Source organism: Micromonospora sp. NPDC048947 (assembly GCF_040649495.1).
Lineage (GTDB): Bacteria > Actinomycetota > Actinomycetes > Mycobacteriales > Micromonosporaceae > Micromonospora > Micromonospora alfalfae.
This window is the reverse complement of sequence record NZ_JBEZFO010000009.1, coordinates 47,061-72,256: the sequence shown is the minus strand read 5'-3', so window position 1 is coordinate 72,256 and position 25,196 is coordinate 47,061. Positions and strand designations below refer to the sequence as shown.

23 protein-coding genes are annotated in these 25,196 nt (G+C 70.5%); 9 read left to right on the top strand and 14 right to left on the bottom strand.

Translation table 11 applies throughout. The annotated features are described in order from the left end of the window. Positions 1–74 precede the first annotated feature (74 nt). Positions 75–1,781 carry a bifunctional metallophosphatase/5'-nucleotidase gene (locus AB0B98_RS15120; protein ID WP_357363114.1) on the bottom strand — a complete coding sequence of 569 codons (1,707 nt, stop codon included), beginning with the start codon at positions 1,779–1,781 and terminating at the stop codon, positions 75–77. Positions 1,782–2,059: 278 nt separating this feature from the next. Here AB0B98_RS15120 and AB0B98_RS15115 point away from each other — a divergent pair, with 278 nt between their 5' ends. Further along, on the top strand, positions 2,060–2,857 hold the full coding sequence (locus AB0B98_RS15115) for an alpha/beta hydrolase (RefSeq protein ID WP_357285068.1): 798 nt from the start codon (positions 2,060–2,062) through the stop codon (positions 2,855–2,857). Positions 2,858–2,903: 46 nt separating this feature from the next. On the opposite strand, the gene AB0B98_RS15110 is transcribed toward AB0B98_RS15115, so the two are convergent. Further along, positions 2,904–3,554 (bottom strand): histone deacetylase, encoded by a 651-nt coding sequence (locus AB0B98_RS15110; RefSeq protein WP_357363112.1) that lies wholly within the window; start codon positions 3,552–3,554, stop codon positions 2,904–2,906. 9 nt (positions 3,555–3,563) lie between these two features. Then, positions 3,564–4,343 carry a phosphodiesterase gene (locus tag AB0B98_RS15105; protein ID WP_238667270.1) on the bottom strand — a complete coding sequence of 260 codons (780 nt, stop codon included), beginning with the start codon at positions 4,341–4,343 and terminating at the stop codon, positions 3,564–3,566. Positions 4,344–4,547: 204 nt separating this feature from the next. Between AB0B98_RS15105 and AB0B98_RS15100 the strand changes: the two genes are divergently transcribed. Continuing rightward, positions 4,548–5,957: a sensor domain-containing diguanylate cyclase gene (locus AB0B98_RS15100; RefSeq protein WP_357363110.1), complete on the top strand. Its 1,410-nt coding sequence runs from the start codon at positions 4,548–4,550 to the stop codon at positions 5,955–5,957. Between the two features lie 198 nt (positions 5,958–6,155). Here the strand turns inward: AB0B98_RS15100 and AB0B98_RS15095 are convergent, their stop codons facing one another. Together AB0B98_RS15095 and AB0B98_RS15090 are read right to left on the bottom strand one after the other, a co-directional pair. Further along, positions 6,156–7,217, bottom strand: coding sequence for an aspartate-semialdehyde dehydrogenase (locus AB0B98_RS15095; RefSeq protein WP_357363108.1), 1,062 nt, complete (start codon positions 7,215–7,217; stop codon positions 6,156–6,158). Between the two features lie 5 nt (positions 7,218–7,222). Beyond that, on the bottom strand, positions 7,223–8,488 hold the full coding sequence (locus tag AB0B98_RS15090; protein WP_238667273.1) for an aspartate kinase: 1,266 nt from the start codon (positions 8,486–8,488) through the stop codon (positions 7,223–7,225). A 259-nt stretch (positions 8,489–8,747) separates the two neighbouring features. On the opposite strand from AB0B98_RS15090, the gene AB0B98_RS15085 reads away from it, so the two are divergent. After that, positions 8,748–9,536 (top strand): hypothetical protein, encoded by a 789-nt coding sequence (locus AB0B98_RS15085; RefSeq protein ID WP_238667274.1) that lies wholly within the window; start codon positions 8,748–8,750, stop codon positions 9,534–9,536. Between the two features lie 84 nt (positions 9,537–9,620). Then, positions 9,621–10,151 (top strand): nitroreductase family protein, encoded by a 531-nt coding sequence (locus tag AB0B98_RS15080; protein WP_238667275.1) that lies wholly within the window; start codon positions 9,621–9,623, stop codon positions 10,149–10,151. A 13-nt stretch (positions 10,152–10,164) separates the two neighbouring features. On the opposite strand, the gene AB0B98_RS15075 is transcribed toward AB0B98_RS15080, so the two are convergent. Beyond that, entirely contained in the window at positions 10,165–11,151 is a 987-nt protein-coding gene (locus AB0B98_RS15075; protein ID WP_238667276.1) for an ArsR family transcriptional regulator, read from the bottom strand. A 77-nt stretch (positions 11,152–11,228) separates the two neighbouring features. Between AB0B98_RS15075 and AB0B98_RS15070 the strand changes: the two genes are divergently transcribed. Next, positions 11,229–12,500 carry an MFS transporter gene (locus AB0B98_RS15070; RefSeq protein WP_357363105.1) on the top strand — a complete coding sequence of 424 codons (1,272 nt, stop codon included), beginning with the start codon at positions 11,229–11,231 and terminating at the stop codon, positions 12,498–12,500. A gap of 237 nt (positions 12,501–12,737) precedes the next feature. Further along, complete coding sequence (leuA, locus tag AB0B98_RS15065) at positions 12,738–14,489, top strand: 2-isopropylmalate synthase (protein WP_357363103.1); 1,752 nt, start codon at positions 12,738–12,740, stop codon at positions 14,487–14,489. 29 nt (positions 14,490–14,518) lie between these two features. Here the strand turns inward: leuA and AB0B98_RS15060 are convergent, their stop codons facing one another. Further along, entirely contained in the window at positions 14,519–16,012 is a 1,494-nt protein-coding gene (locus AB0B98_RS15060; protein ID WP_238667279.1) for an MFS transporter, read from the bottom strand. 107 nt (positions 16,013–16,119) lie between these two features. Here AB0B98_RS15060 and AB0B98_RS15055 point away from each other — a divergent pair, with 107 nt between their 5' ends. Together AB0B98_RS15055 and AB0B98_RS15050 are read left to right on the top strand one after the other, a co-directional pair. Further along, positions 16,120–16,764 (top strand): HNH endonuclease family protein, encoded by a 645-nt coding sequence (locus AB0B98_RS15055; protein ID WP_357363101.1) that lies wholly within the window; start codon positions 16,120–16,122, stop codon positions 16,762–16,764. Beyond that, the gene (locus AB0B98_RS15050) at positions 16,761–17,147 is read left to right on the top strand and encodes a hypothetical protein (RefSeq protein ID WP_308193410.1); all 387 of its coding nucleotides are present in this window, start codon (positions 16,761–16,763) and stop codon (positions 17,145–17,147) included. Before AB0B98_RS15055 ends, AB0B98_RS15050 begins: the two co-directional genes overlap by 4 nt. 24 nt (positions 17,148–17,171) lie before the next feature. Here the strand turns inward: AB0B98_RS15050 and AB0B98_RS15045 are convergent, their stop codons facing one another. From AB0B98_RS15045 to AB0B98_RS15015, 7 genes are all read right to left on the bottom strand, one after another. After that, on the bottom strand, positions 17,172–18,284 hold the full coding sequence (locus AB0B98_RS15045) for an oligopeptide/dipeptide ABC transporter ATP-binding protein (protein WP_357363099.1): 1,113 nt from the start codon (positions 18,282–18,284) through the stop codon (positions 17,172–17,174). After that, complete coding sequence (locus AB0B98_RS15040) at positions 18,281–19,294, bottom strand: ABC transporter ATP-binding protein (protein WP_357363097.1); 1,014 nt, start codon at positions 19,292–19,294, stop codon at positions 18,281–18,283. Before AB0B98_RS15040 ends, AB0B98_RS15045 begins: the two co-directional genes overlap by 4 nt. Positions 19,295–19,356: 62 nt before the next feature. Next, the gene (locus AB0B98_RS15035) at positions 19,357–20,319 is read right to left on the bottom strand and encodes an ABC transporter permease (RefSeq protein WP_196920182.1); all 963 of its coding nucleotides are present in this window, start codon (positions 20,317–20,319) and stop codon (positions 19,357–19,359) included. Then, positions 20,316–21,320, bottom strand: coding sequence for an ABC transporter permease (locus tag AB0B98_RS15030; RefSeq protein WP_124776655.1), 1,005 nt, complete (start codon positions 21,318–21,320; stop codon positions 20,316–20,318). Before AB0B98_RS15030 ends, AB0B98_RS15035 begins: the two co-directional genes overlap by 4 nt. Positions 21,321–21,405: 85 nt before the next feature. Next, positions 21,406–23,067 carry an ABC transporter substrate-binding protein gene (locus AB0B98_RS15025; RefSeq protein WP_357363095.1) on the bottom strand — a complete coding sequence of 554 codons (1,662 nt, stop codon included), beginning with the start codon at positions 23,065–23,067 and terminating at the stop codon, positions 21,406–21,408. A gap of 314 nt (positions 23,068–23,381) precedes the next feature. Continuing rightward, on the bottom strand, positions 23,382–23,975 hold the full coding sequence (gene recR / locus AB0B98_RS15020) for a recombination mediator RecR (RefSeq protein ID WP_091403417.1): 594 nt from the start codon (positions 23,973–23,975) through the stop codon (positions 23,382–23,384). An 8-nt stretch (positions 23,976–23,983) separates the two neighbouring features. Then, positions 23,984–24,292: a YbaB/EbfC family nucleoid-associated protein gene (locus AB0B98_RS15015; RefSeq protein ID WP_007466279.1), complete on the bottom strand. Its 309-nt coding sequence runs from the start codon at positions 24,290–24,292 to the stop codon at positions 23,984–23,986. Positions 24,293–24,493: 201 nt separating this feature from the next. On the opposite strand from AB0B98_RS15015, the gene AB0B98_RS15010 reads away from it, so the two are divergent. Beyond that, positions 24,494–25,165 carry a DUF998 domain-containing protein gene (locus tag AB0B98_RS15010; RefSeq protein WP_357363093.1) on the top strand — a complete coding sequence of 224 codons (672 nt, stop codon included), beginning with the start codon at positions 24,494–24,496 and terminating at the stop codon, positions 25,163–25,165. Positions 25,166–25,196: the final 31 nt, after the last annotated feature.

Here is a 25,196-nt window from a genome sequence, read left to right as displayed (position 1 = left end):
GCGGGCAGGCGACGTCGGGGACGGGTCGGGCCCCGGAGCTGGTGCTCCGGGGCCCGATGTCGCTGGGTCGGCCGTCAGGCGGCGGGGACCTCGGCGGTGGTGCGGATCCGGTCCAGCGTCGGTGCGGAGACCGGCGACTGGGCGGTCAGGTAGTCGACGAAGGCGTCCAGGTCGATCTGGCCGGTGACCAGGTTCGTGCCGCCGGTGAGGGCGCTGAATCCGTCGCCTCCGCCGGCGAGGAAGTTGTTCACCGTCACCCGGTAGGTGGTGGCGGTGTCGACGGCGGTGCCGCCGAGGGTGAGGCTGCCGCGGACCACGCGGGTGCCGGCGCACGGGTCGGCGACCGTACCGGTGGTGCCGTTCGGGTCGACCACGTAGCCCACGGTGGCCGACGGGTACAGGGTCCGGCCGGTCACGAACTGCTGCTCCAGTACGCAGTAGAGCTGCGCGCCGGTGAGGTCCAGCGTCACCAGGTTGTTGGCGAACGGCTGAACGGTGAACGCCTCTTCGTAGGTGACCGGGCCGGCGTTGAGGTCGGCCCGGACCCCGCCCGGGTTCATGAAGGCGGCGACTGCGTTCTGTTCGTCGTCGGTGGCCGCGAGTTGCGCGTCGGCGATCACGTTGCCCAGTGGCGATTCGCCCAGACTCGTACCGAAGAGGGTTTCCTGGGTCTTGGTGATGGCCTCGGTGGTCTCACCGACCTGGCGGTCGGCGACCGGCCCGAGCACCGTCTTGTACCGGTCGATCAGCGCGGTCTGCTTCGGGTCCTTGGCGACGTCGCGGGTGACCACCACGTTGTTCGCGGCGGCGGAGATCACGTCGCCGCTCCGACGGTCGATCTTGAGGTCGATGTCGGTGACCAGGCGACCGAACGAGCTGGCGCTGGTGACCAGCTTGCCGTTGATGTCGCAGTTGTACGCCTGGTGGGTGTGCCCGCTGACCACCACGTCGATCGACGGATCCATCCGGTTGGTGATGTCCACGATGGGGCCGGTCATGCCGACGCAGTCGTTGATCCCGCCGGTCGCGGCCTGGGTGCCACCCTCGTGCAGCAGGACGACGATCGCCTGTACGCCCTTGCGGCGCAGCTCGCGCGCGTACCGGTTGGCGGTGTCCGCCTCGTCGGCGAAGCTGAGGCCGGCGACGCCCTGCTGGCTGACGATCTGCGGGGTGCCTTCCAGGGTCATGCCGATGAAGCCGACCTTGACGCCCTGCACCTTGTGGATCGCGTACGGCGCCATCAGTGGCTTGCCGGTGGCGGTCTTGAAGGCGTTCGCGGACAGGTACTGGAAGCCGGCCCCCCGGTACGGGGTGCCGTCGATGCAGCCGTCCACCGGGTGGCAGCCGCCGTTCTGGATTCGCAGCAGCTCGGCGGCGCCTTCGTCGAACTCGTGGTTGCCGACGCTGGCGTAGTCCAGCCCGGCCATGCTCAGCGCCTCGATGGTCGGCTCGTCGTGGAACGCGGCGGAGAGCAGCGGGGACGCACCGATCAGGTCGCCGGCGGCGACGGTGATGGTGTTCTTCTTCTTGGCTGCGGCGCGCAGCTCGGCAAGGTGGGTGGCCAGGTACTCGACGCCACCCGCGGTCTGCCCGGCGATGGTGCCGCTGGACCCGCTCGGCGGTTCGAGGTTGCCGTGGAAGTCGTTGAGGGCGAGCAGGGTGACGTCGACCGGCTTCGGCCGCGCGTCGGCTTGCTCAGGGCTGGTGGCGACCGCGCCGAAAGCGGCCACCGCGAGCGCGGTCAGGCCGACAGCGGCCCGACGCATCCCGGGTATGAACATGGATCTCCTTGTGAGAATCGGCGTGTGCGGTGCCCGGCCTCTGGGTCGACCTGGGCCGCCGACGGACGCCGTCGAAAGGGTCGCGGATGACGGTGGTTGAGCTTGGCCCCCGCCCCGACAGCCTCTCATCCGGACGCCCGCCGGTCGACCCGGGCAGCGCATCGGAGCAGCGCGTACGCCGAGGCCGCTATCGATCATCGTTTAGCGCGGTCTGCCGGACAACGTCGGAGCCGGGGTCTAGAAAGGACGGGACGACTACGAGGAATGGGGACGGCATCGTGAGCGGAACGACACCAGTGGCGGAGCAGGTTCGATCGGTCGACGGCACACCCATCGCGTTCGAGCGGTCCGGTGCCGGGCCGGCGGTCGTCCTCGTCGGCGGCGCGTTCAGCGATCGCAACGCGACCCGTGACCTGGGTGCGGCACTGGCGCCGGATTTCACCGCCTTCAGCTATGACCGTCGCGGTCGGGGCTACAGCGGCGACACCCCACCGTACGAGGTCGGCCGCGAGATCGACGACCTTGCCGCCCTGATCGCGGCGGCGGGTGGTTCCGCCGCCGTCTACGGCATCTCCTCCGGTGCCGTCCTGGCCGCCCTCGCCACCGCACAGGGCCTGCCGGTGACCACGTTGGTCATGTTCGAGCCACCGTTCCAGGTCGGCCCACACGTGGGTGTCCGCAAGGACATCACCCCGCAGCTCATCGAGCTGATCGCCGCCGATGACCGGGACGGCGCTGTGGAGATCTTCCTCAGCGCCTCGGTGGGGCTGCCGGCCGAGCAGATCGCCGGGATGCGGTCGCAACCGATGTGGGGTGGGCTCACGGCGGTCGCGCACACACTGGTGTACGACGCGATCGTCACCGCCGGAGGGCGACTCCCGGCCGAGCGGCTGGCGGCCATCACCGCGCCGACCCTCGCGGTGGACAGCACCGGCAGTCCACAGTGGTTGCGGGATGCGAGTCGGGCGGCGGCCGAGGCCGTGCCGGGCGGCCGGTCCGTGAGCCTCGACGGCGGTTATCACGACGTGCCAGCGACGACGCTGGCCCCCGCGCTGCGCGAGTTCCTGCTCGGTTGACCGCACCTGCGGGCGCCGAGGCGCGAGCCGGCGGGAGATCGTCGGCTCAGCCGTCAGCCAGCGCCTTGTCGACCAGGGCTGCGACGGCGTCCGGTGGCCAGGCGCCCGCTACGCCGGGCCGGGCGGCCAGGTAGGTGGCGATCCGCTCGGCGGGCCAGCCGTGCGACTCGCGCAGCCCTCGGGCGATCATGCCGAGGTAGATCGGCGCGGGAGGCCGGCACGGCACGGCTGACGCCCCCTCGGGGGCGGTGAAGGTGAGCATCGGTACACCGTCGCGGCTGCCTGGGCAGATCAGCGTCTCGTACCGCCCCGGGCCGAGTGTGGCCCGTCCGTCGGCTACGGCGGCGTCGATGGCCGCGCCGGTCGCCGGGATCAGCTCGGTGGTGTCGCCCGGCGGGCGGTACATCTCCTGGGCCGCGATGTCGGTGAACTGCTCCAGGGTGACCAGGTAGGCGCGGGCTGCGGCCTCGCCCGACAGGTGCGGGTCGTAGAAGGCCATGCCGCCGGTCCAGGCGCCGGACTCGCCGGCGAAGTAGATGCCGCCGGGCAGCGACACGGGTGCCGATCGGCTGGGTGGACGCCGGTCGCGGCAGCCCGGGTACGTCCGCTTTCCGCCGGGTGGGCAGCCGCCACCGATGTACCAGCCCAGCCGGGCGGCGTGCATGTTCGAACCGTACGAGACGTACCAGGCCAGCACGACGACCCCTCAGAAGCCACCGGTCTGCCCGGCGGAGTGGCTCACCTGCACGGTGTGGGTCACGCAGCCACCGGCTTCGACCGAGTGCAGCAGGAAGGCGGTGGGTTCGTTGACCCAACCGATCTGCTCGTCGGCGCTCATGGTGAGCGTGCTCTGCTTCCACGTGCTGGGCGCCACGGTGAGGACAGTGCCCGCGTACGCCGTGGTGACCGGGCGGTGGAGGTGGCCGGCGCCGACCCGCACCACGTGCCGGTGCCGGCCGATCACCTCGGCGAGCGCGTCGCCGTCGGCAAGCCGGATGGAGTCGGCAACGGGGATGCCGACAGCGACCGGCGGGTGGTGCAGGAAGATCACGGCGGGTACCTCGGGCCGCCCGGCCAGCACCCCGTCGAGCCAGCCGAGCTGTTCCTCGCCGAGTCGGCCGCCGTCGCTGCCGGGGACGAGCGAGTCGAGCACCACGACGGACGCCGCCTCGTGGTCGACGTGGTAGTAGGCGGAGAAGCCGCCGCCGAGCAACGGTGTGCCGCCGAACGTGTCGAGCAGGGCCTCCCGGTCGTCATGGTTGCCGGTGGTCAGGTGCACCGGCAGCGGGAAGCGGCCGATCACCTCGCGCAGCGCCACGTACTCGTCGGGCTGGCCGTGGTCGGCCAGGTCGCCGCTGATCACCACGCAGTCCGGTCGGGGTCGCAATGCCAGCACCCGGCCGAGCGCTCGGTGCAACCCGGCGGCCGGTTCGGCGGCGAGCAGGCCGGTGGTCAGGTGCGGATCACTGAGCTGGGCGATGAGCATGGGCTCGCCTCCTCGGCGCCGGGATGCTCCACGCTATCGCCGGTCGCGGCGTCCCGGGGGGAGGGTCAGGCGTCCACAGGCTGCGTCCACAGCCTGTGGATAGCACGTGTGTACGAAGCCCGGCCGGTCCCAGCCACCGTGAGTACGCTTGATCGAGCGGTTCGGCGTCGGCCGGGCCCCTCCCCTACCTGGAACGACGTGCGAGTGGATCATCAGCGAGTCATCCGTGACGTCACCGTCCGCCTGCCGATGGCGTCGAGCACGCCGGAGGCGTGTCGGTGGACGGTCGCCGCGCTGTCCCGCCACACCCCGGCGACCATCTCCGTGCTGCTCGCGGTCCACGATCGCCTGCGCTGCGTCGCGGCGACCGGGGCGTGGCAGGTCTTCGCCACCGTGCCGGCGGGGACCGGCATCGTGGGCCGGGTGTACGCGACCGGCGCTCCCGCCGTCGTCCCGGACGTCACCGTCGACCCGGACTACCTGCCGGTCCGCCCGGATGTGACAGCCGAGTTGTGCGTACCGGTGCTGGACCCCACGGGCCGGGCGATCGGCGTACTCGACCTGCAGTGGAGTGAGCCGACCGACCTGGAGCCGTGGCGGGAGACCGCGCAGCGGCTCGCCGACGGGCTCGGCGCTCGGATCGCCGCCCTGGGTGGCCCACCTGCGGAGAGCCGCAGTGAGAAGCTGCTCCGGCATGCGGCAGCGCTCTCCTCCGCACCGACCGAGGGAGAGGTGATGGGGGCGGCCGCCCGTGCCGCCCGGGAGGTCTCCACCCTCTCCACCGCACTGCTGCTGATCGGCGGTCAGCTCGGCCCGTCCCCGGCGACGCCGAGCGACCTGGAGACCCGGATCCGCGCCGAGCTGGCGGCGGCGGGTCCGGCCGCCCTGGACCGGATGGTCGAGCGGGCGCACCGGTACGGCGCCGGGTACACGCTGGGCGAGGCCGGGCATCCCCCGACCGAGGACTACCGCCCGCTGACCCGTGCGGGGGTACGGACGCTGGTCGCCGTGCCGGTCGGGCCGACGGACGCCGGTGGGGTGCTGCTGGTCGCCGACGAACGCGCCCTGCGCCCGGACCCGACAACTGTCAGCCTGATGGAGTTGCTCGCCGGGCAGTCCTGGACGAGCGTGGACCGTCTGCGCACGCTGGCCCGGCTGCGGGAGCAGGCCAGCTCCGACCCGCTGACCGGGTTGCGGCACACCGGCCCGTTCGGGCAGCGGATCGCTGCGGCCACCCCCGGGCGTACGGCCCTGCTGGCGATCGACGTGGACGGCTTCAAGACCGTCAACGACACGTACGGTCACCAGGCCGGCGACCGGGTGCTGGTCGGGTTGGCCCGGGCGCTGGAGGGGGCGCTTCGGCACGGCGACGAGTTGTACCGGATCGGCGGCGACGAGTTCGTCGCGGTGATCGAGGTGAGCCGCCCGGAAGAGGCGGTCCGGATCGCCGAACGGCTCACCGAGGCGGCCCGACGCATCGGCCGCACGATCAGCGTGGGCGTCGCGCTTCCCCGCCCCGGCGAAACCCCCGACCGCACCCTGAAAAGAGCCGACCAGGCCCTCTACGCGGTCAAACGCCAAGGCCGGGACGGCGTCCTACTCTCCGCCGCGTAAACCACCCCCGTCCCGACCCCGTCGAGACCCGCGTCCCGACCCGCGTCCCGACCCCGTCGATCATGCACTTGTGGTGGGGGACATTTGCCGCCGTCGGTGTCAAACCGCCCACCACAACTCCATGATCGACGGGCTGGGCGCGGGGCGCGGGGAGGCGCGGGGGCGCGGGGAGGCGCGGGGGCGCGGGGAGGCGCGGGGTTAGGGGGTGCGGAGTTCTTTGGCTAGGAGTTCGGCGATCTGGGCGGTGTTGAGGGCCGCGCCCTTGCGGAGGTTGTCGCCGGTGACGAAGAAGTCGAGGGCGCGGGGGTCGTCCAGGGCGCGACGGATCCGGCCGACCCAGGACGGGTCGGTGCCGACGGCGTCGATCGGCATGGGGAACTCCCCGGCCGCGGGGTCGTCGACCACGATCACTCCGGGGGCGTTGCGCAGCGCCTCGCGGGCGCCCTCGGCGTCGACCTCGGTGGCGAAGTTCGCGTGCACAGCGACCGAGTGGGCGGTGACCACCGGCACCCGGACGCAGGTGGCGGAGACCTTGAGGTCGGGGAGGCCGAGGATCTTCCGCGACTCGTTGCGGATCTTCATCTCTTCCGATGACCAGCCGCTGTCGGCCGGGGAGCCGGCCCAGGGGACCACGTTGAGCGCCATGGGTGCCGGGAACGGGCCCAGGTCGTCGCCGACCGCCTGGCGTACGTCGCCGGTGCGCGAGCCGAGCGCCCGATCGCCGGCGACCTTGGTGAGCTGGTCGTGCAGGATGTCGACGCCGGACTGACCGGCTCCGGAGACCGCCTGGTAGGAGGCGAGCACCAGCTCTCGTAGGCCGTACTCGCGGTGCAGCGGCGCGACGGCGACGATCATCGCGAGGGTGTTGCAGTTGGCGTTGGCGATGATGCCCCGGGGTCGGTTGCGGACCTGCTCGGGGTTGATCTCGGGAACGACCAGCGGGACGTCGCGGTCCATCCGGAACGCGCCGGAGTTGTCGACAGCTATCGCGCCCCGGGCGACGGCGATCGGCGCCCACTCGGCGGAGACCTCGTCGGGCACGTCGAACATTGCCACCTGGACCCCGTCGAACGCTTCGGGGGTCAGCGCCTGGACGACGAGTTCCTCGCCCCGGCAGCGCACCCGGCGCCCGACGGAGCGCTCGGAGGCGAGCAGCCGGATCTCACCCCAGACGTTGCGTCGCCCGGTGAGCAGCTCGCACATCACGGTGCCGACGGCACCTGTCGCTCCGACCACGGCGAGGGTGGGCAGCGCCGTCATTGGCGCTACCTACCCGTCCCCGCGTAGACCACGGCTTCGGTGTCGCCGCTCAGCTCGAACGCGTCGTGGATGGCGCGGACGGCGGCGTCGAGGTCGGTGTCCCGGCAGACCACTGAGACCCGGATCTCGGAGGTGGAGATCATCTCGATGTTGACCCCGGCCGCGCCGAGCGCGGCGAAGAAGCCGGCCGCCACACCGGGGTGCGAGCGCATGCCCGCGCCGATCAGCGAGACCTTGCCGACGTGGTCGTCGTAGAGCAGGCCCTTGAACTTGACCGGCTCCTGGATCTTGCTGAGCGCCGCCATCGCGGTGGGCCCGTCGGCCTTGGGCAGGGTGAACGAGATGTCCGTCCGGCCGGTGCCCTCGGTGGAGACGTTCTGCACGATCATGTCGAGGTTGATCTCGGCGCTGGCGACGGTGTCGAAGATCCGCGCGGCGGCACCCGGCTCGTCGGGCACCCCGACGATCGTGATCTTGGCCTCGCTGCGGTCGTGCGCGACCCCGGTGATCAGTGCCTGCTCCACGGAAAGGTCCTCCATCGATCCGGTGACCATCGTGCCGGTGTTGGTCGAGTATGACGAACGGACGTGGATCGGCAACCCCGCCCGGCGGGCGTACTCCACGCTACGCAGGTGCAGCACCTTCGCGCCGCAGGCGGCCAGCTCCAACATCTCCTCGTAGGTGATCTGCTGGATGTGCCGGGCGTTGGGCACGATCCGTGGGTCGGCGGTGAAGATGCCGTCCACGTCGGTGTAGATCTCGCAGACGTCGGCGTGCAGGGCGGCGGCGAGCGCCACGGCGGTGGTGTCCGAACCGCCACGGCCGAGCGTGGTGACGTCCTTGGTGTCCTGCGAGACGCCCTGGAAGCCGGCCACGATGACCACCGAACCCTCGTCGAGCGCGCCCTTGAGCCGCCCGGGGGTGACGTCGATGATCCGGGCGCGGCCGTGCACCGAGGTGGTGATCACGCCGGCCTGCGAACCGGTGAACGAGCGGGCTTCGTACCCCAGGTTGTGGATGGCCATGGCCAGCAGGGCCATGGAGATCCGCTCCCCGGCGGTGAGCAGCATGTCCAGCTCGCGGCCCGGCGGCAGCGGGCTCACCTGGTTGGCCAGGTCGAGCAGCTCGTCGGTGGTGTCGCCCATAGCGGAGACCACCACCACCACATCGTCGCCGGCCTTGCGGGCGGCGACGATGCGCTCGGCCACCCGCTTGATCCGCTCGGCGTTGGCGACGGAGGACCCGCCGTACTTCTGCACCACGAGCGCCACGACGGTGCACTCCCTCCCAGCGACCCTGAGCGTGCCGACGCCGCCGGAACCGGGGCCGGCGGCGCGTGTCAGACCCCATGAGGGTATCCGGCGGATAACGAAGCCGGGTCAGGTGATCCCACCATCCGGCCCGGCCGGGCCCGGCCGGGCCGGTCCCACCAGGTCGGACGGGCACGCCGGGAAGCCCCGCCCGACACGCCGGAACGAGGTCGGTACGCACCGGCACCCGCCAACCGTCCGCACCCACCAGAATGGGCCGGTGCCCGTCCTCATCCGCTCGGCCGGCCGCGTGATCGGGCCGCTCGTCCTCGCCCTGCCAGCCCTCCTGGTCGCCTGCACCAGTGAGCAGCCTCCGACACCGCCGCCCGCCGATCCGGCGCCGGTCGAGGTGGACGCCGCACGGGATGAGCTGGCCGCGCTGGCCGCGGCGGCTCAGGACCGTCACCTGGTGGCTCAGTACGTCTACAGCCAGGCGGGTCAACCGGACCGCACCATCGTGTTCACCAGTGCGAACGACGGGAGTTGGCGGGTGGACGTGCCGGGGGGCGCCCTGGGTGGCACCGCCGACGTGTCGATGGCCAGCACGGCGGACGGGCTGTTCCAGTGCGCCCTGCCGTCGGCCGGTCATACCGAGTCGGCGAGTTGCGTACGCCTGGGTGATCGCGACGATGCGATCCCACGCCGGTCGGATCCCCGGGTACAGCACCTGCTCACCGGTTGGCTGGACGTCCTCACCGACCGACGCGCGCCGTTGGCTGTCGCCCCGGCCAACGCGCCCGAGGGCCTCACCGGCGCCTGCTACTCGGTGGATTCCACCTCGGCGTCGCTCAACGCCCCGCTGGACGTGGGCATCTACTGCTACGACCAGGACGGCACGCCGACGGGCGTTCGGACCGGGGCCGGGACGTTGAGGCTGGCCGCCGCACCGGGCCCGGCACCGGCCACGGTGCAGCTGGCCGGCCCGGTGGTGATCGACCGGGAGCCGCTCGACACTGCGGCGCCGCCTACCCCGGACCCGTCGGAGAGCCCGGGCGCGGGAACGCCCTGATCTTCGTCCCGTTACGGGTGCTCTTGCCCACATTCAGCCACCCCGTCCTGAGGGGCGAATCACCCATACAGGACGATCCGGTGTATGGCCGACCTCACCCCGCTGCTCGCCTACCGCTGGAGTCCACGAGCCTTCGACCCGAGCGCCGAGCTGACCCCGGAGGAGTCCGCCTCGCTGCTTGAGGCCGCGCGCTGGGCCCCGTCGGCGGAGAACGGACAGCCCTGGCGGTTCGCCCTCGGCCACCGCGACGACGAGACCTGGAAACGGATCCTGATCAGCCTCCCGGTCGACGACCAGATCTGGATCCGGCACGCCGCGACCCTGGTGGTCGGCGCCCACACCGGCCTCGACGCCGAGCGGGCCGCGTACGACCTGGGGCAGGCGATCGCCCACCTGACAGTGCAGGCCACGGCACTCGGCCTGCACGTGCACCAGCTCACCCGGTTCGACCGGGCTGGCCTCTCCACCGAACTCGACCTGCCCGGCGGCGTTCGCCCGTTGGTGGTCGCCGCCGTCGGCCGACTCGGGGACCCGTTCGCCCTCCCGGCCGACCTGCACGCCCGCGAAACCAGCCTGCGGCACCGCCGCCCGGTCGCCGAGCTGCTGCTGCGCTGATCGAGCGCCGGGGTCACCCGCCCCGGCTGGCCCGGAGCAGGACCGCCGCGGCATCGGTGTTGCGATAGCGCACGTGCCGACCCTCGCGGGACCGGGACACCAGGCCGGCACCGTGCAGCGCGGCCAGGTGCTGGGAGACATTTCCGGCGGACATGCCGGTGAGTCGGGCCAGGTCGGTGGTGGTCAGCGCCGTCTCAAGCAGGTGCAGCAGCGCGGTCCGGCCCGGCCCGATCACCCGTGCCAGGGGGTCGCCGGGCGGCGACGCGCTCGTCTCCCAGAGCGTCCCGACGGCACGAACCGGGTACGCCCCGGCCGGCAGCGAATCCTCCAGCAGGTTCCACAGCACGTGCTGCTCGGTGAACACTGTCGGGTTCAGCGCCAGCCCACGACCGCGGAGGTCGAAGTCCCGCCCGAACGTGTCGTCGCTGATCACCCGGTCGCCGTGCCAGCGCAGGCTCGGGTGGAGCTGCTCGAAGAACCGACCGGCGCCACTCTCGGCGAGTTGGGCGGCCCGGTACGCCACGTCGGCGTCGAGCAACGCCCGCATCCGCTGCCAGTCCGGGGCGATCGCCTCGTCGTACCAGACCCGCACCGCGTCGACGACCTGCGGCAGCAGCCCGCCGGGGTCGGCGAGCAGCGCCCGCCCGAACGGGCTCAGCGGTTTTTGCCAGGTGGTCGACAGCAGGTCCGCGACCACCACGGCCGGCGGCGTCGCGGCGATCTGGTCGAGCTGCTCGGCCATCTCCACGTTCGGTCGGGCCGCCGGGGTGAGGAAGTCGGGCAGCCAGCGACCCGGCACGGCCAACCCCACCAGAGGTCGGACCCGTTCGGCCACCTCCGGACGACGCAACGTCACCCGGGCCCTGTCGATCCACTGCAGGTGCACCGCGTAGCGGACCGGGTTGGCCAGCGCCCACATGCTCATGACCGTCTCGTTGACCGGTGACACGGCGAGCCGTACTCCCGCCACGTCGGCCAGGCTGAACCGCAACTCGGACACACGCCCCCCTGGAGCAGGATTCGGCCCAGCCTAAAAGACTCGACCGCAACGGTGGGGGCCCGCTTCACTCCCCGGACATGGGGACCAGAGAAACAATCCGCACCGTCGTTCGAGACGTCGTACCGCCGGCCGGGCTGACCCGCGCCCTGGCCGTGCAGGCAATGGTCTACGCCGTAGGAAGCGGCCTGTTCCACGCCGGCAGCGCCGTCTTCTTCACCCGGGCGCTCGGGCTCAGCGCCGCACAGGTCGGGTTGGGGCTGTCCATCGCGGCGGGGGTGTCGCTGCTGGGCACGGTGCCGCTGGGTGGGCTCACCGACCGGTACGGGCCGCAGCGGGTCTGGGTGGTGGGGCTGGTGCTCAACGCGGCGCTGTTCGCGACCTACCCGTTCGTGGGCGGCTTCGCGGGGTTCCTCGCCGTGGTGGTGGCGCTGGCCGCCGTGGACGCCGCTGTCGGCGTGGCCCGGCAGGTCTACTCGATCAACGCGCTCCCGCCAGCCGAACGGGTCACGGCGATGGCGTACCAGCGCTCGTCGCTGAACGTCGGCTTCGGGCTCGGCGCGGTGATCAGCGGCCTGGTGCTGACGGTGGACACCATCACGGCGTACCGGGGGATGGTGTGGTTCATCTCGTCCGTCTTCCTCGTGACTGCCCTCTTCGTTCGGCGACTGCCCCGGCTGCCGCAGGTGGCCCGACCCGCGCAGCCGACGAGTCGGCTCGCCGTACTCCGGGATCGGCCGTTCATGGCGGTGTCGGTGCTGTCCGGGCTGCTCACCGCGCACCAGACGCTCTACCTGACGGTCATGCCGCTGTGGATCCTGACGCACACCGACGCCCCGAAGACTGTGATTGCGGCTCTGGTGCTGCTCAACACGGTCCTGATCGTGCTGCTCCAGGTGCGTGTCAGCCGGGGCGCTGACACCGCGGCGGGCGCGGCCCGGGCCTCCCGTCGCGGTGGACTGCTGATCGCCCTGTTCTGCCTGGCCCTGCCAATTTCCGGCGTCACTCGGGGCGCGCTCACCGTCGTGGTGCTGGTGGCCGCCGCGTTGCTGCTGATCCTGGCCGAGTTGATCGAGTCGGCTGGCACCTGGGGGCTCACCGCCACACTGCCGCCGGCCGACCAGCGCGGCGCGTACGTGGGTGGGCTCGAACTCGGCGTGCAGGTGCAGTACCTGATCGCGCCGGCCGGACTGACAGCGCTCGGGGTGACCACCGGCGGGTGGGGTTGGTTACCGACGGCAGCGATCTTCGTGCTGGTCGCGCTGGCGATCGTGCCCGCGGTGGCCTGGGTCGGACGCACGCCGCGGTTGGGTGCCGAGGCCGCAGCGCCGGCCATGACTCCGGTCCCATAGTCCGGACCTGTCTTTCCACCCCCCGTTCCATCACGTAGGGTGACCTGGTCATGTGGCAGGCGCTGCTCCTCCTTAGCCGCCGCGACGAGGCCTGACCGGCCGGCACCTCGTCGCGGAGTCGCATCGCGCCGTCCAGCACATCCGAGTTTCTTCTCGGCACCGCCGCGCACCGTCGCCCGGCATCTCGCCGACACCTTCCGATCTGCTGACGCCACATGTTCCAGGGAGCACTCTGAGATGGCTCAACCTGTCACCGACGCCGAAACCGATCCGATCGCCCGGCAACGCCCGAGCCGGATGCCGTACCACCGCTACCAGCCGTACCGGGAGCAGTTCCGGGTCGAACTGCCGGACCGCACCTGGCCCACCCGCACCGTCGAGGCCGCCCCTCGCTGGTGCGCGGTGGATCTCCGCGACGGCAACCAGGCCCTGATCGACCCGATGTCGCCCGAGCGCAAGCGCCGGATGTTCCAGCTGCTGGTCCAGATGGGCTACAAGGAGATCGAGGTCGGCTTCCCGTCGGCCAGCCAGACCGACTTCGACTTCGTCCGGCAGCTCATCGAAGACGACATGATCCCGGACGACGTCACCATCCAGGTGCTCACGCAGTGCCGGGAGCACCTGATCGACAGGACGTTCGAGTCGCTGCGCGGCGCGAAGCGGGCCATCGTGCACTTCTACAACTCGACCTCCACCCTGCAACGGCGGGTGGTCTTCGGCCTGGACCGGGACGGCATCGCCGACATCGCCACCACCGGGGCGCGGCTCTGCCAGAAGTACGCCGAGATCCACACCCCGGACACGGAGATCTTCTACGAGTACTCGCCGGAGTCGTACACGGGCACCGAGCTGGAGTACGCGCTGGAGGTCTGCTCCCGGGTGATCGACGTGATCGACCCGACCCCGGATCGGCCGCTGATCATCAACCTGCCGGCCACCGTCGAGATGGCCACCCCCAACGTGTACGCCGACTCGATCGAGTGGATGCACCGGCACCTGCCGCGGCGCGACAGCGTGGTGCTGAGCCTGCACCCGCACAACGACAGGGGCACCGGCGTCGCCGCCGCCGAGCTGGGCATGCTCGCTGGCGCGGACCGCATCGAGGGCTGCCTGTTCGGCAACGGTGAGCGCACCGGCAACGTCGACCTGGTGACCCTGGGGCTCAACATCTTCTCCCAGGGCATCGACCCGATGATCGACTTCTCGAACATCGACGAGATCCGGCGAGCCGTCGAGTACTGCAACCAACTGCCGGTGCACGAGCGCCACCCGTACGCGGGCGACCTGGTCTACACCGCCTTCTCCGGTTCTCACCAGGACGCGATCAAGAAGGGCTTCGACGCCCTCGCCGCCGACGCGAAGGCGGCCGGCGTGCCGGTGGAGGAGCACACCTGGGCGGTGCCGTACCTGCCGATCGACCCGAAGGACCTGGGTCGCACCTACGAGGCGGTCATCCGGGTCAACTCGCAGTCCGGCAAGGGCGGCGTGGCGTACATCATGAAGAGCGAGCACCAACTGGACCTGCCGCGCCGGCTCCAGATCGAGTTCTCCGGGGTGGTGCAGCAGGTCACCGATCACGATGGCGGCGAGGTCGACCCGGCCGCCATGTGGGAGATCTTCGCGACGCACTACCTGCTCGACCACCAGCCCGACCCGGCGGTCCGGCTGAGCGGCTACACGATCAGCACGGTGGACGGGAAGGTCGAGATCGAGGCCCAGGTCGGTGTGGGCGGCGAGCAGCGGTCCCTCGCCGCGGTCGGCAACGGCCCGATCGACGCGTACGTGAACGCGCTCCAGTCGGTCGGGGCGGGCGTACGGGTGCTCGACTACCACGAGCACGCGCTCTCCTCCGGTGGTGACGCGCAGGCCGCCGCGTACGTGGAGTGTGAGGTGGACGGCAGGACGGTCTGGGGTGTCGGCACCGACGCCAACATCGTCACCGCGTCGATCAAGGCGGTCACCAGCGCCGTCAACCGCGCCCGCCGCTGACCTGGGCGCGACACCCCCGAAGTGGCTTCCTACTTCGGGGGTGTCGCGGCGGGCAGTGAATGGCAGGGCTGGGACGGCGGGGCTTTCCGGGGCGGTCGGTGGACCAGCACGAGGGCCAGCAGCGCGCCGGCCACGAGCAGCCCGGCACACCACTGCATCGCGCCCCGGAAGGCGTCGGTCAGCTCGGCCTTCTGCTCGTATCCGCCGCCGGAGAGCCCGACCAGCAGCGGCAGCGCCGCCACCGCGAGCAGGCCGCCGGCGCGGGACGCGGCATTGTTGAACCCGCTGGCCACCCCGGAGAACCGGTCCTGCACGGCGGCCAGCACCGACGCGGTCAGCGGTGCCACCACCAGGGTCAACCCGATGCCGAAGAGCAGCACCCCGGGCAGCACGTCCCGCCAGTACGACGCGCCCGGTCCGACGCCGCGCAGCAGCAGCAGGCCGACCGCGGCGACCACGGGTCCGATGGCCAGCGGCAGCCGTGGGCCGATCCGGGCGGACAGCGCACCGGCGCGCGCGGAGCCGACCAACAGCAGCAGTGTCATCGGCAGCAGCGCGATGCCGGTGCGGAAGGCCGACCAGCCGACCACGTTCTGCAGGTAGACGGCGAAGAAGAAGGTGAAACCGCCGAGCGCCGCGTACACGACGACTGTGAAGATGTTCAGCACCGAGAAGAGTCGGCTGCTGAACAGCCCGGTGGGCAGCATCGCGGCGTCGCCACGCCGCCGTTCCAGCAGGACGAAGGCCACTGCGGAGAGCACCCCGACCGCTGCCGCGATGAGCACCTCGGCGGAGTCGAACCCGCGGGCCGGCGCGTCGATCAGGGCGTAGGTGACGCCGGCGAGCGCGAGCGCTCCGAGCAGGGCTCCGGCGACGTCGAACCGCCGTCGGGTCCGATCCGGTCCCTCGGTGCGGGAGGCGCTCTCGTCCCGGCTCTCCGGCACCCAGCGCAGGGCGGCGAGCAGCACCAGCACGGCGATCGGCAGGTTGAGGAAGAAGATCCAGCGCCAGGAGAGCGCGTCGATCAGCCAGCCTCCGATGAACGGCCCGAGCGCGGTGGACACCCCGGACAGCCCGGCCCAGGCACCGATCGCCCGGCCCCGGTCGTCGGGATGGAAGCTCGCCTGGAGCACCGACAGCGACCCGGGCGTGAGCAGCGCGCCACCGGCGCCCTGGAGGAACCGGGCCGCGATCAGCATGCCGGTGTCCTGGGCCAGCCCGCAGAGCACTGAGGCGGCGGTGAACCAGACCACGCCGATGAGGAAGATGCGTCGCCGGCCGAAGCGGTCGCCCAGCGCGCCGCCGAGCAGCACGAACGCCGCCAGCATCAGCAGATAGCCGTTGATGGTCCACTGGAGATCGGCCACGTTCGCGCCGAGGTCCTGCCCGAGTTTCGGCAGCGCCACGTTGACGACTGTGCTGTCGAGGAAGACCATGCCAGAGGCGAGTACGGCGGCGAGCAGCGTGCCCCGGCCGGCGGTGGTGCCCATCCGGAGGGCAGTCGCCGGTACGGGTGCGCTCATCCCACCAATCTGCCTTGCATCATGTGGGAGACGCCACGAAACGCCGAAACCGTGCCCGGGTACTGTGCGCAATCGCCGGAAGCCCCCAAGCTGGAGAGGTGTCGTCTGTGCGTACCAGATCAGGACCGCGAGCGGCGGTGGCCGCGCTTACCGCGGCGCTGGCGCTCGGCGTGGCCGGTTGCGTCCCGCAGGATGAGCCGACCACACCGCCGTCGAGCGACGGCGGCGGCGGCAACGCCGCGGAGCAGTTGAGTCAGCTCACCGTCGCTACCGCCGGCTCGATGAAGGGCTACAGCCGGGAGCGTTTCCCGCACTGGCGGGACACCGGCAAGAACTGCGATGTCCGGGACAGCATCCTCCAGCGCGACGGCAAGGATGTGAAGCTCTCCGGCTGCAACGTGGTCGGTGGGCGCTGGGAGAGCGTGTACGACGGTCGTAGCTTCTCGGATCCCTCCGACGTGGACATCGACCACATGGTGCCGTTGGCCAACGCGTGGCGCTCGGGTGCCGACGAGTGGGACAACGCGAAGCGCGGTGATTTCGCCAACGACACCACCCGTCCGCAGCTTTTCGCGGTTTCCGCCTCGTCGAACCGGGCAAAGGGTGACCAGGACCCGTCCCAGTGGAAGCCGGCAAACCGGTCCTACTGGTGCAAATACGCTCAGGACTGGGTGACTGTCAAGCACTACTGGCGGCTGACCGTGACCACCGCCGAGAAGGCCGCCCTGACCGACATGTTGGAGGGCTGTTGAGTGGGGAGCTGTTCGTGACCGCCGCCGAGGAGAGCGGCCCGTCCGCCGCCGGGATGACCGCCGACGGCACCGCCGAGACCCCCGCCGCCGTGCCCGGTGCCGGCATGGTCGCGGATTCCGGCGGCGCGGCCGGCCCGCAGAACCGCAGCACCGACATCGTGCCCGGCCCCGGCGGCGTGATGACCGACGAGGTCGGCGTCGTCACCGGTGATCTGACGCTGCGCACCGAATACGCGGACGGCAAAGTCACACTGCGGGTGCAGTACAAGGACGCTGACGAGTGGTACACGGTGACCGGCACCTCGGTCACACTGGCCGATCCGGCTGGGCTGGACGCGGTGCACGGCGTCGCGGTGGGGCTGCTGAACCGCCCCGAGGGCTGACGGCCGCCGGCACCGCGTCCAGTCTCAGACGTACGAACCGGGCTCGGTGGGTGCGGAGACCACGCCTGGCGTGTCCCCCTCGCCCTCGGGCCGGACGACCTGCGCGCTGACCCCGTGCGGGCGCAGTTCGCCGCTGGCGATCTGCTCGGCGAAGTGGCAGGCCACCCGGCTGGCACCGATGTTCCGCAGCACCGGTCGCTCGTCGGCGCAGCGGGTGGGCTGCGCCCACGGGCAGCGGGTGTGGAAGCGGCAGCCGGACGGCGGGTTCGCCGGCGACGGCAGGTCACCCGCGAGCAGGATCCGCTCCCGGCGGTCCTCCACGTCCGGGTCCGGCACCGGTACCGCCGACATCAACGCCCGGGTGTACGGGTGCAGCGGCTCGGTGTAGAGCCTGTCGCTCGGCGCCTCCTCGACAAGCGCTCCCAGGTACATCACGCCGACAGTGTCGGAGATGTGCCGGACCACAGCGAGGTCGTGCGCGATCACCAGGTAGGTCAGCCCCAGGCTGTCCTGGAGTTCGTCCAGCAGGTTGACCACCTGGGCCTGGATCGACACGTCGAGCGCCGAGACCGGCTCGTCGGCGACGATCAGCTCCGGCCCGAGCACCAGCGCGCGGGCGATACCGATGCGCTGCCGCTGCCCGCCGGAGAACTCGTGCGGGTAGCGGGACAGCGCCCAGCGCGGCAGCCCCACCGCGTCCAGGGTCTCGCCGATGATCCGTCGACGGTCGGTGCGGTCGGCGCCGATGCCGTGCGTCTGCAGGCCCTCGGTCAGGATCGACTCGACGTTCTGCCGGGGGTCCAGGCTGGACATCGGATCCTGGAAGATCATCTGCATCCGGCGACGCATGCTGCGCAGCTTGCCGGACGGCAGCGTGGTCAGCTCGACGCCGTCGAAGCTGACCTCACCGGCGGTCGGCGGGGTGAGCTGGAGCAGCGCCCGACCCAACGTGGACTTGCCGCAGCCGGACTCACCCACCAGGCCGTACGTCTTGCCGCGCGCGATGCTCAGGTCGACCCCGTCGACGGCCTTCACCTGGCCGACCACCCGGTCGAAGAGCACCCCCCGTTTGATCGGGAAGTGCACCTTCAGGTCGCGCACCTCGACGAGGATGTCGTTCTCGGTTCGCTCGCTCACGCTGATTCCTCCTCGCGCGGGGCGGGCACCATGCCCGGCAGCGGCTCCGGGTTGACGCACCGGTAGCTCCGTCCGTCGTGCGCGTGCACCAGCTCCGGCGGCTCACCCACGCACTCGTCGGTCCGTCGGGCGCAGCGCGGGGCGAAGGCGCAACCGTCCGGCCAGGGCAGCAGGTCGCGGACCGAACCGGGAATCGGGTTGAGCTTCTCGCCCCGCCCGGCGTCCAGGCGCGGCACCGAACCGAGCAGACCCACCGTGTACGGGTGACGCGGCTGGCGGAACAGCGGACGGCGGCGGGCCGTCTCCACCACCCGGCCGCCGTAGAGCACGTTGACGGTGTCGCACATGCCGGCCACCACGCCCAGATCGTGCGTGATCATCAGCAGTGCGGTGCCGGAGTCCCGGACCAGTTCCTTGAGCAGCTCCAGGATCTGCGCCTGGATGGTGACGTCCAACGCGGTGGTCGGCTCGTCGGCGATCAGCAGCCGAGGCTGGCAGGCCACCGCCATCGCGATGAGCGCACGCTGGCGCATCCCACCGGAGAGCTGGTGCGGGTACTCCTTGAGCCGCCGCTTCGGGTCGGGGATGCCGACCCGGTCCAGCAGCGCCGCCGCTTCCTTCGCCGCGGTCTCGCCCTTCATCCCCCGGTGTCGGGTGAGCACCTCGGTCACCTGCAACCCGATCGGGATCACCGGGTTCAGCGAGGAGAGCGGGTCCTGGAAGATCATCGCGATGTCCCGACCCCGGATGTCCCGCCGCGACCGGTCGTCGAGCTGGAGCAGGTCGGTGCCGTCGAAGACGGCCTTGCCGCCAACCGAAAGGCCGGGCTGCTTGGGCAGCAGGCCCATGATCGCGAGCGAGGTGACGCTCTTGCCGCAGCCGGACTCGCCGACCAGGCCGACCACCTCACCGGCGTCGACCGAGAAGGACACCCCGTCGACAGCGTGCACGGCCCGCTGACCGCGGCGGGCGAACGTGACGGAGAGATCTTCAACTTCGAGCAGTGCCATGCCGTACCGGCCTTTCGTTCGCGACTGCGGGGCTCGCAAGCTCACTCCTCGCGCTCACGGCACTACTTCCGCAGCTTCGGGTCGAGGGCCTCACGCATCGCCTCACCCAGCAGGGTGAAGCCGAGCGCGGTGATGATGATCGCGACGGCGGGGTAGATCGCCAGCGACGGCCGGATGCCGAGGTACTGCTGCGCGTCGGCGAGCATGACCCCCCATTCCGGTACGGCGGTGTCCGGGTTGCCGAGGCCGAGGAAGGAGAGCGCTGCGGCCTCGATGATCGCGGTGGCCAGGGTCAGCGTGGCCTGCACGATCACCGGGGCGAGCGAGTTCGGCACCACGTGGGTCAACGCGATCTTCGACTTCTTGACGCCGAGCGACGTCGCCGCCAGCACGTAGTCGCTGTTGGCCTGGGAGATCATCGAGCCGCGCAGCAGCCGGGCGAAGACCGGCACCGAGACCACGCCGACCGCGATCATCACAGTGGTCAGGCTGGCCCCGAGCAGGGCGGCGATGCTCACCGCCAGCAGCAGGCTCGGCATCGCCAGCAGCATGTCGATGAACCGCATCAGGGTGGTGTCGATCCACCGCCCCCACCGGCCACCGAGGCCGGCCGCCGCGCCGGAGACGCCACCGATCAGCGCGCCGATCGCCAGACCGATCAGGGTGGAGACCACGCCGACCAGCAGGGTCTGGCGGGCACCAACGATCATCCGGCTGAACTCGTCGCGGCCCTGGTGGTCGTAACCGAACCAGTGATCACCGGTCGGGCCGGGGATGACACCCGGCTTGATCAGCCCCTCCCGGATGCCGATCGTGTCCGTCGCCGCGTAGGGCACGAGGAACGGGCCGACCACCGCTACCAGCACGAAGAGCGCCAGGATGATCGCGCCGACGATCGCGGCGGGGTTGCCGCGCAGCCGGCGGAACGCCTCCTGCCAGAGGCTGACGCCCCGCTCGTCGTCGCGGGCGGCCAGTTCGGAGAGCCGGTCGATCTTTTCACGCTTCTTGCCTGGGCTGAGTGTCATCGCACCCTCACCCTCGGGTCGATGAAGCTGTAGGAGAGATCGACCAGGAGGTTCACCAGCACGTACACCACCGCGATGATCAGGATGAAGCCCATCAGCACCGGATAGTCGCGTTGGCCGATGGCCTCGGCGACGAACGCTCCGATGCCGCTGAAGGCGAAGACGGTCTCGGTCAGCACCGCGCCGGAGAGCAGGCCGCCCGCGAGCAGACCGATCGAGGTGGCGACCGGCAGCATGGCATTGCGCAGGACGTGCCGGCGACGAACCGTCTGCTCGGTCAGGCCCTTCGCCTCGGCGGTCCGTACGAAGTCCTCGTTCAGCACCTCCAGCACGCTCGCCCGGGTGATCCGGACGATGATCGCCAGCGGGATGCTGGCCAACGCGATGCTGGGCAACACCAGATGCCAGAGGGCGTCGGCGGCGGCGTCCCACTCACGGGTCATCAACCCGTCCAGGACGAAGAAGTTGGTGACCCGGGTCGCCCCGAGAGTCGGGTCCTGCCGGCCGCTGGACGGGAACCAGTGCAGGTTCTCCGAGAAGATCGCTTTGAGCACGTAGCCCAGGAAGAAGACCGGGATGCAGATGCCGATCAGCGAGCCACCCACCGACGCGTGGTCAAGGAAACGGCCGCGACGACGGGCGGCCAGGTAACCCAGCGGGATACCGACGCCGATCGCGATGATCATCGCGGTGATGGTCAGCTCGACGGTCCCGGGGAAGCGCTCGATGAACTCAGTGGTGACCGCCCGCTTGGTGGAGGTCGAGGTGCCCAGGTCGAGCTTGATCATCCGCCGTACGAAACGGCCGTACTGCACCAGGATGGGCTCGTCGAGCCCCATGTTGCGGCGGATGGCGGCCCGCATCTCAGGGGTGCCGCGCTCGCCGAGGATGGCGGTCTCGGGGCCGCCGGGGAGACGGCGGAGCCAGATGAAGAGCAGGAGGGAGAGCCCGAACAGCGTGGGTATCAGCTGAAGCAGGCGCCTGACGATGAACCGGAACACGGCGGCCTCGAAGGGGTGCGGAGGGTTGCGGGCGGGCGCTGTGCGACAGCGCCCGCCCGCGTTCCTTGCTGCGTCAGATCAGGACTTACTTGAACTCGGCGGTCGCGTACCGCTCGTCGGTGAGCGGGCTCGCCTTGACGCCGGTCACGTCCTTGCCGAACACGATCGCCGGCGGCGAGTGCGAGATCGGCACACCGGGCAGGAAGTCCATCACGGACTTGTTCAGGGCCTTGTACTTCTCGGTCCGGGCCGCGATGTCGGCGGTGCCGTCCGCGTCCTTGAACTGGTCGAACAGGGCCTTGTTGTTGAAGCCCCACTCGTCCTTCGGCCGGTCGAAGAAGGTGCCGATGAAGTTGTAGGCGTCACCGTAGTCACCGGTCCAGCCCAGGAAGTGGATGTCGTGCTTGCTACCCGAGGTGGTGGCGTTCAGGTAGTCCGGGCTCCACTTCAGCGGGATCGCCTCGACGGTGATGCCAACGGCCTTCAGGTCCGCCGAGAGCAACTCGAAGATGTCCTTCGGGTTCGGCATGTACGGCCGGGTGACCTCGGTCGGGTAGTGGAACCTCAGCGTCAGGTTCGACGCGCCGGCCTCGGCCAGCAGCGCCTTCGCCTTGGCCGGGTCGTAGGTGTACTTCGTGACGTCACCGTTCCAGCCCTCGACGGTGTCCGGCATGAAGTTGTCGGCGACCTTGGCACCCGGCGGCAGCTTGGAGGTGACCAGCTGCTGACGGTTCAGGGCGTACGCGATGGCCTGCCGGACGCGGAGGTCGGCGAGCTTCGGGTTGCCCTTCTGGTTGATCGCCAGGTAGAGCACGTTGAACGCCGGGCGCGTGAGCATGTTGAAGCCCTCGCTCTTCAGCGGCTCGACGTCGGCCGGGCCCACCAGGTCGTAGCCCTGGATGTCGCCGGAGCGCAGCGCCTGCTTGCGGGCGTTCTCGTCCGAGATCGTCTTGAAGATGACGGTCTTCAGCTTGGCCTTGGTGCCCCAGTAGTCCTGGTTGCGCTCCAGGGTCAGCGTCTTGTTCGCGACGTCCCAGGTCTTGAACTTGAACGGGCCGGTGCCGGTCGGGTGCTCCGTCGCGTACGCCGGGTACTTGATGTCCTCGGCGGTGCCCGCGACGTTGCTCGCGTCGAACTCCTGCAGCGCCTTCGGGCTGTGGATGCCGAACGAGGGCAGCATCAGCGCGGCCGGGACCTTGCTGGAGACCCGGGTGAAGGACAGGTCCACAGTGGTGGCGTCCTTGGCGGTGCAGGACTTGAAGAGGCTCGGCGGGAGATCCGCGTTCTCGTTCTTGGCGAAGCCGCCCATGACGTCCTGCCAGTACGCGGTCACGTCCGGGCTCTGCATGAGGCCCTTGGCGTTGTACCAGCGGTTGAAGTTGACGCAGACGGCCTCGGCGTTGAAGTCGGTGCCGTCGTGGAACTTCACGCCCGAGCGGAGCTTGAAGGTCCAGGTGGTGCCGGCGGCGTCCGGGGTCCAGGACTCGGCCAGGCCGGGGGTGACCTTCGTGCCACCCTCCTCCGGACGGACCAGGGTCTCGAAGACCTGACGCGCCACGCGCAGCGACTCACCGTCGCTGGCGAAGCTCGGGTCGAGCACCTTCGGGTCTCCGGCGACGCCGAAGACGAGGGTGTCCTTCTTGCTACCGCCTGATTTGTCGTCGCGGTTGCTCTCGGCGCAGCCTGCTACCGCGAGGGCCGCGACCGCGATGGCCGCGATCGCGACCTTCGGCCTGGGTGCACGCATGTGTGCTTCACCTCGTCCTTGGGGGTACGGACAACGTGGTGACAGGGGTCACCGATGGCGGTGACCATAGCTCCCGATGCGTCCACCCGGAAACCGCTGAGTGGACGGTTGGTATCGGATCGTGCCTCAACCGCCGTTTGACATTCGATTCGTAGGTAAACAGCGGCAAAAACCGATCAATCAGTGCCCGCGATGCCAAACTGTTACGTCGAACAGCCCCGATGAGGGCACAGGTGTCAGATCATTTCCGGGCAGAGACGCAGCGGTGGCCGGCACCCACACAGGGTGCCGGCCACCGGCAGTACGTCAGGGAATCAGACCGCGCGACGCCCCTCGAAGGCCCGACCGAGAGTGATCTCGTCGGCGTACTCCAGATCGCCGCCGACCGGCAACCCACTGGCCAGCCGGGTCACCGAGATGCCCATCGGCTTCACCATCAACGCCAGGTAGGTGGCGGTCGCCTCGCCCTCGGTGTTCGGGTCCGTGGCCAGGATCAGCTCCCGCACCCCGCCGCCACCGAGCCGGATCATCAGCTCCCGGATGCGCAGATTGTCCGGGCCGATCCCCTCCAGCGGATTGATCGCGCCACCCAGCACGTGGTAGCGACCGCGGAACTCACCAGTCCGCTCGATGGCCACCACGTCCTTGGGCTCCTCCACCACGCACAGCACCTCGTCGGTGCGACGCTGGTCGCGGCAGATCCGGCACTGCTCGGACTCGGCCACGTTGTAGCAGGTCGTGCAGAACCGCACCAGCTCCTTGACCTTGCGCAGCGCGCCGGCCAGCCGGTTGACGTCGGCCGGATCCGCCGAGAGGACGTGGAACGCGATCCGCTGAGCGCTCTTCGGACCCACGCCCGGCAGCCGACCCAACTCGTCGATCAGATCCTGGATGGCACCTTCGTACATCTGCCGGCTCAGAAACCGGGCAGGCCGAGGCCGCCCATGCCGCCGGCGACCGGACCCATCTTGCGCTCGGTCAGCTCCCGGGCCGCCTCGGCGGCGTTGTGCACGGCCGCGACGACCAGATCCTCAAGCGTCTCCACGTCATCCGGGTCGACGGCCTTCGGGTCGATCTTGATGGCCTTGAGCTCACCGGAGCCGGAGACGGTCGCGGTGACCAACCCGCCGCCGGCGGTGCCGGTCAGCTCGGCCTCGGCCAGCTCGGCCTGGGCGGCGGCGATCTGCTGCTGCATCTTCTGCGCCTGCTTCAGCATCTGCTGCATGTTCGGCTGTCCACCTGGGCGCACGGGATGGCTCCTTCTCGCACTCGTCTGCTCGACCGCCGCTCAGCCTATCCGCTGGGACCGACCTCGCCCCGCCCGGTGCGTCCGCCCACGCCGAGCCTTCGGGTACGGCTACCCCTACCCCGAATCGGCCATCTGCTGGTAGTGCACCCACAGCCGTCGCACTGGTCTGCTCATGGCATGAACCTCAACCGCACCGGCCGGGTCGGCGCACTGTGCTGGCTCGCGGCCGCGCCCATCTTCCTCGTCGCCAGCCTGATCACCGGGCTGCGGTGGCGCGAACCGGCCTACAGCTGGGCCACCCACAACATCAGCGATCTCGGCAACGCCCACTGCGGCATCTGGGACACCACCCGCCCCCGCTACGTCTGCTCACCGTGGCACCCGCTGATGAACACCGCGACACTGGCCACCGCCGTCCTGCTCGCCGGCGGACTCCTGCTGACCTGGCGGGTTCTCGGTCACGGCCCGGTGGTACGGACGGCCCAGACACTCCTGCTGCTGGCCACCGGCGGATACGCCCTCGCGGCCCTCTACCCGGCCGACATCGACGAGAATCTGCACGTCCTCGGCGCAGTCCTGATCATGGGCATGGGCAACGTCGGTTTGCTCCTCGCCGGCTTCGCACCACGCAGCACGACGCTCGGCCGATGGCGACGACTCACCGTCACCGCCGGGCTCGTCGCGCTGGCCGGAACGACGCTGTTCGCCGCCCAACAGAGCCTGGGGATCGGGGTGGGCGGCATGGAACGGGTAGCCGTCCTACCCTTCCCCCTCTGGGCCTGCGCCCTGGGCGTCCTGCTGGCCGAAACCCCTCCCCTACGCGATCTTGCACTTCCTGCATCGACATAAGGGGGCATTCCACGCAAGACGACGACCGAAA

Excerpts from the sequence above, each read along its gene's own strand:
- AB0B98_RS15120 (WP_357363114.1), bottom strand. The coding sequence starts at position 1,781 with ATGTTCATACCCGGGATGCGTCGGGCCGCTGTCGGCCTGACCGCGCTC.
- AB0B98_RS15105 (WP_238667270.1), bottom strand. The coding sequence starts at position 4,343 with ATGCTCATCGCCCAGCTCAGTGATCCGCACCTGACCACCGGCCTGCTC.
- AB0B98_RS15095 (WP_357363108.1), bottom strand. The coding sequence starts at position 7,217 with ATGACGGCGCTGCCCACCCTCGCCGTGGTCGGAGCGACAGGTGCCGTC.
- AB0B98_RS15080 (WP_238667275.1), top strand. The coding sequence starts at position 9,621 with ATGGCCGACCTCACCCCGCTGCTCGCCTACCGCTGGAGTCCACGAGCC.
- AB0B98_RS15070 (WP_357363105.1), top strand. The coding sequence starts at position 11,229 with ATGGGGACCAGAGAAACAATCCGCACCGTCGTTCGAGACGTCGTACCG.
- leuA (WP_357363103.1), top strand. The coding sequence starts at position 12,738 with ATGGCTCAACCTGTCACCGACGCCGAAACCGATCCGATCGCCCGGCAA.
- AB0B98_RS15060 (WP_238667279.1), bottom strand. The coding sequence starts at position 16,012 with ATGAGCGCACCCGTACCGGCGACTGCCCTCCGGATGGGCACCACCGCC.
- AB0B98_RS15040 (WP_357363097.1), bottom strand. The coding sequence starts at position 19,294 with ATGGCACTGCTCGAAGTTGAAGATCTCTCCGTCACGTTCGCCCGCCGC.
- AB0B98_RS15035 (WP_196920182.1), bottom strand. The coding sequence starts at position 20,319 with ATGACACTCAGCCCAGGCAAGAAGCGTGAAAAGATCGACCGGCTCTCC.
- AB0B98_RS15025 (WP_357363095.1), bottom strand. The coding sequence starts at position 23,067 with ATGCGTGCACCCAGGCCGAAGGTCGCGATCGCGGCCATCGCGGTCGCG.
- recR (WP_091403417.1), bottom strand. The coding sequence starts at position 23,975 with ATGTACGAAGGTGCCATCCAGGATCTGATCGACGAGTTGGGTCGGCTG.
- AB0B98_RS15015 (WP_007466279.1), bottom strand. The coding sequence starts at position 24,292 with ATGCAGCAGATGCTGAAGCAGGCGCAGAAGATGCAGCAGCAGATCGCC.
- AB0B98_RS15010 (WP_357363093.1), top strand. The coding sequence starts at position 24,494 with ATGAACCTCAACCGCACCGGCCGGGTCGGCGCACTGTGCTGGCTCGCG.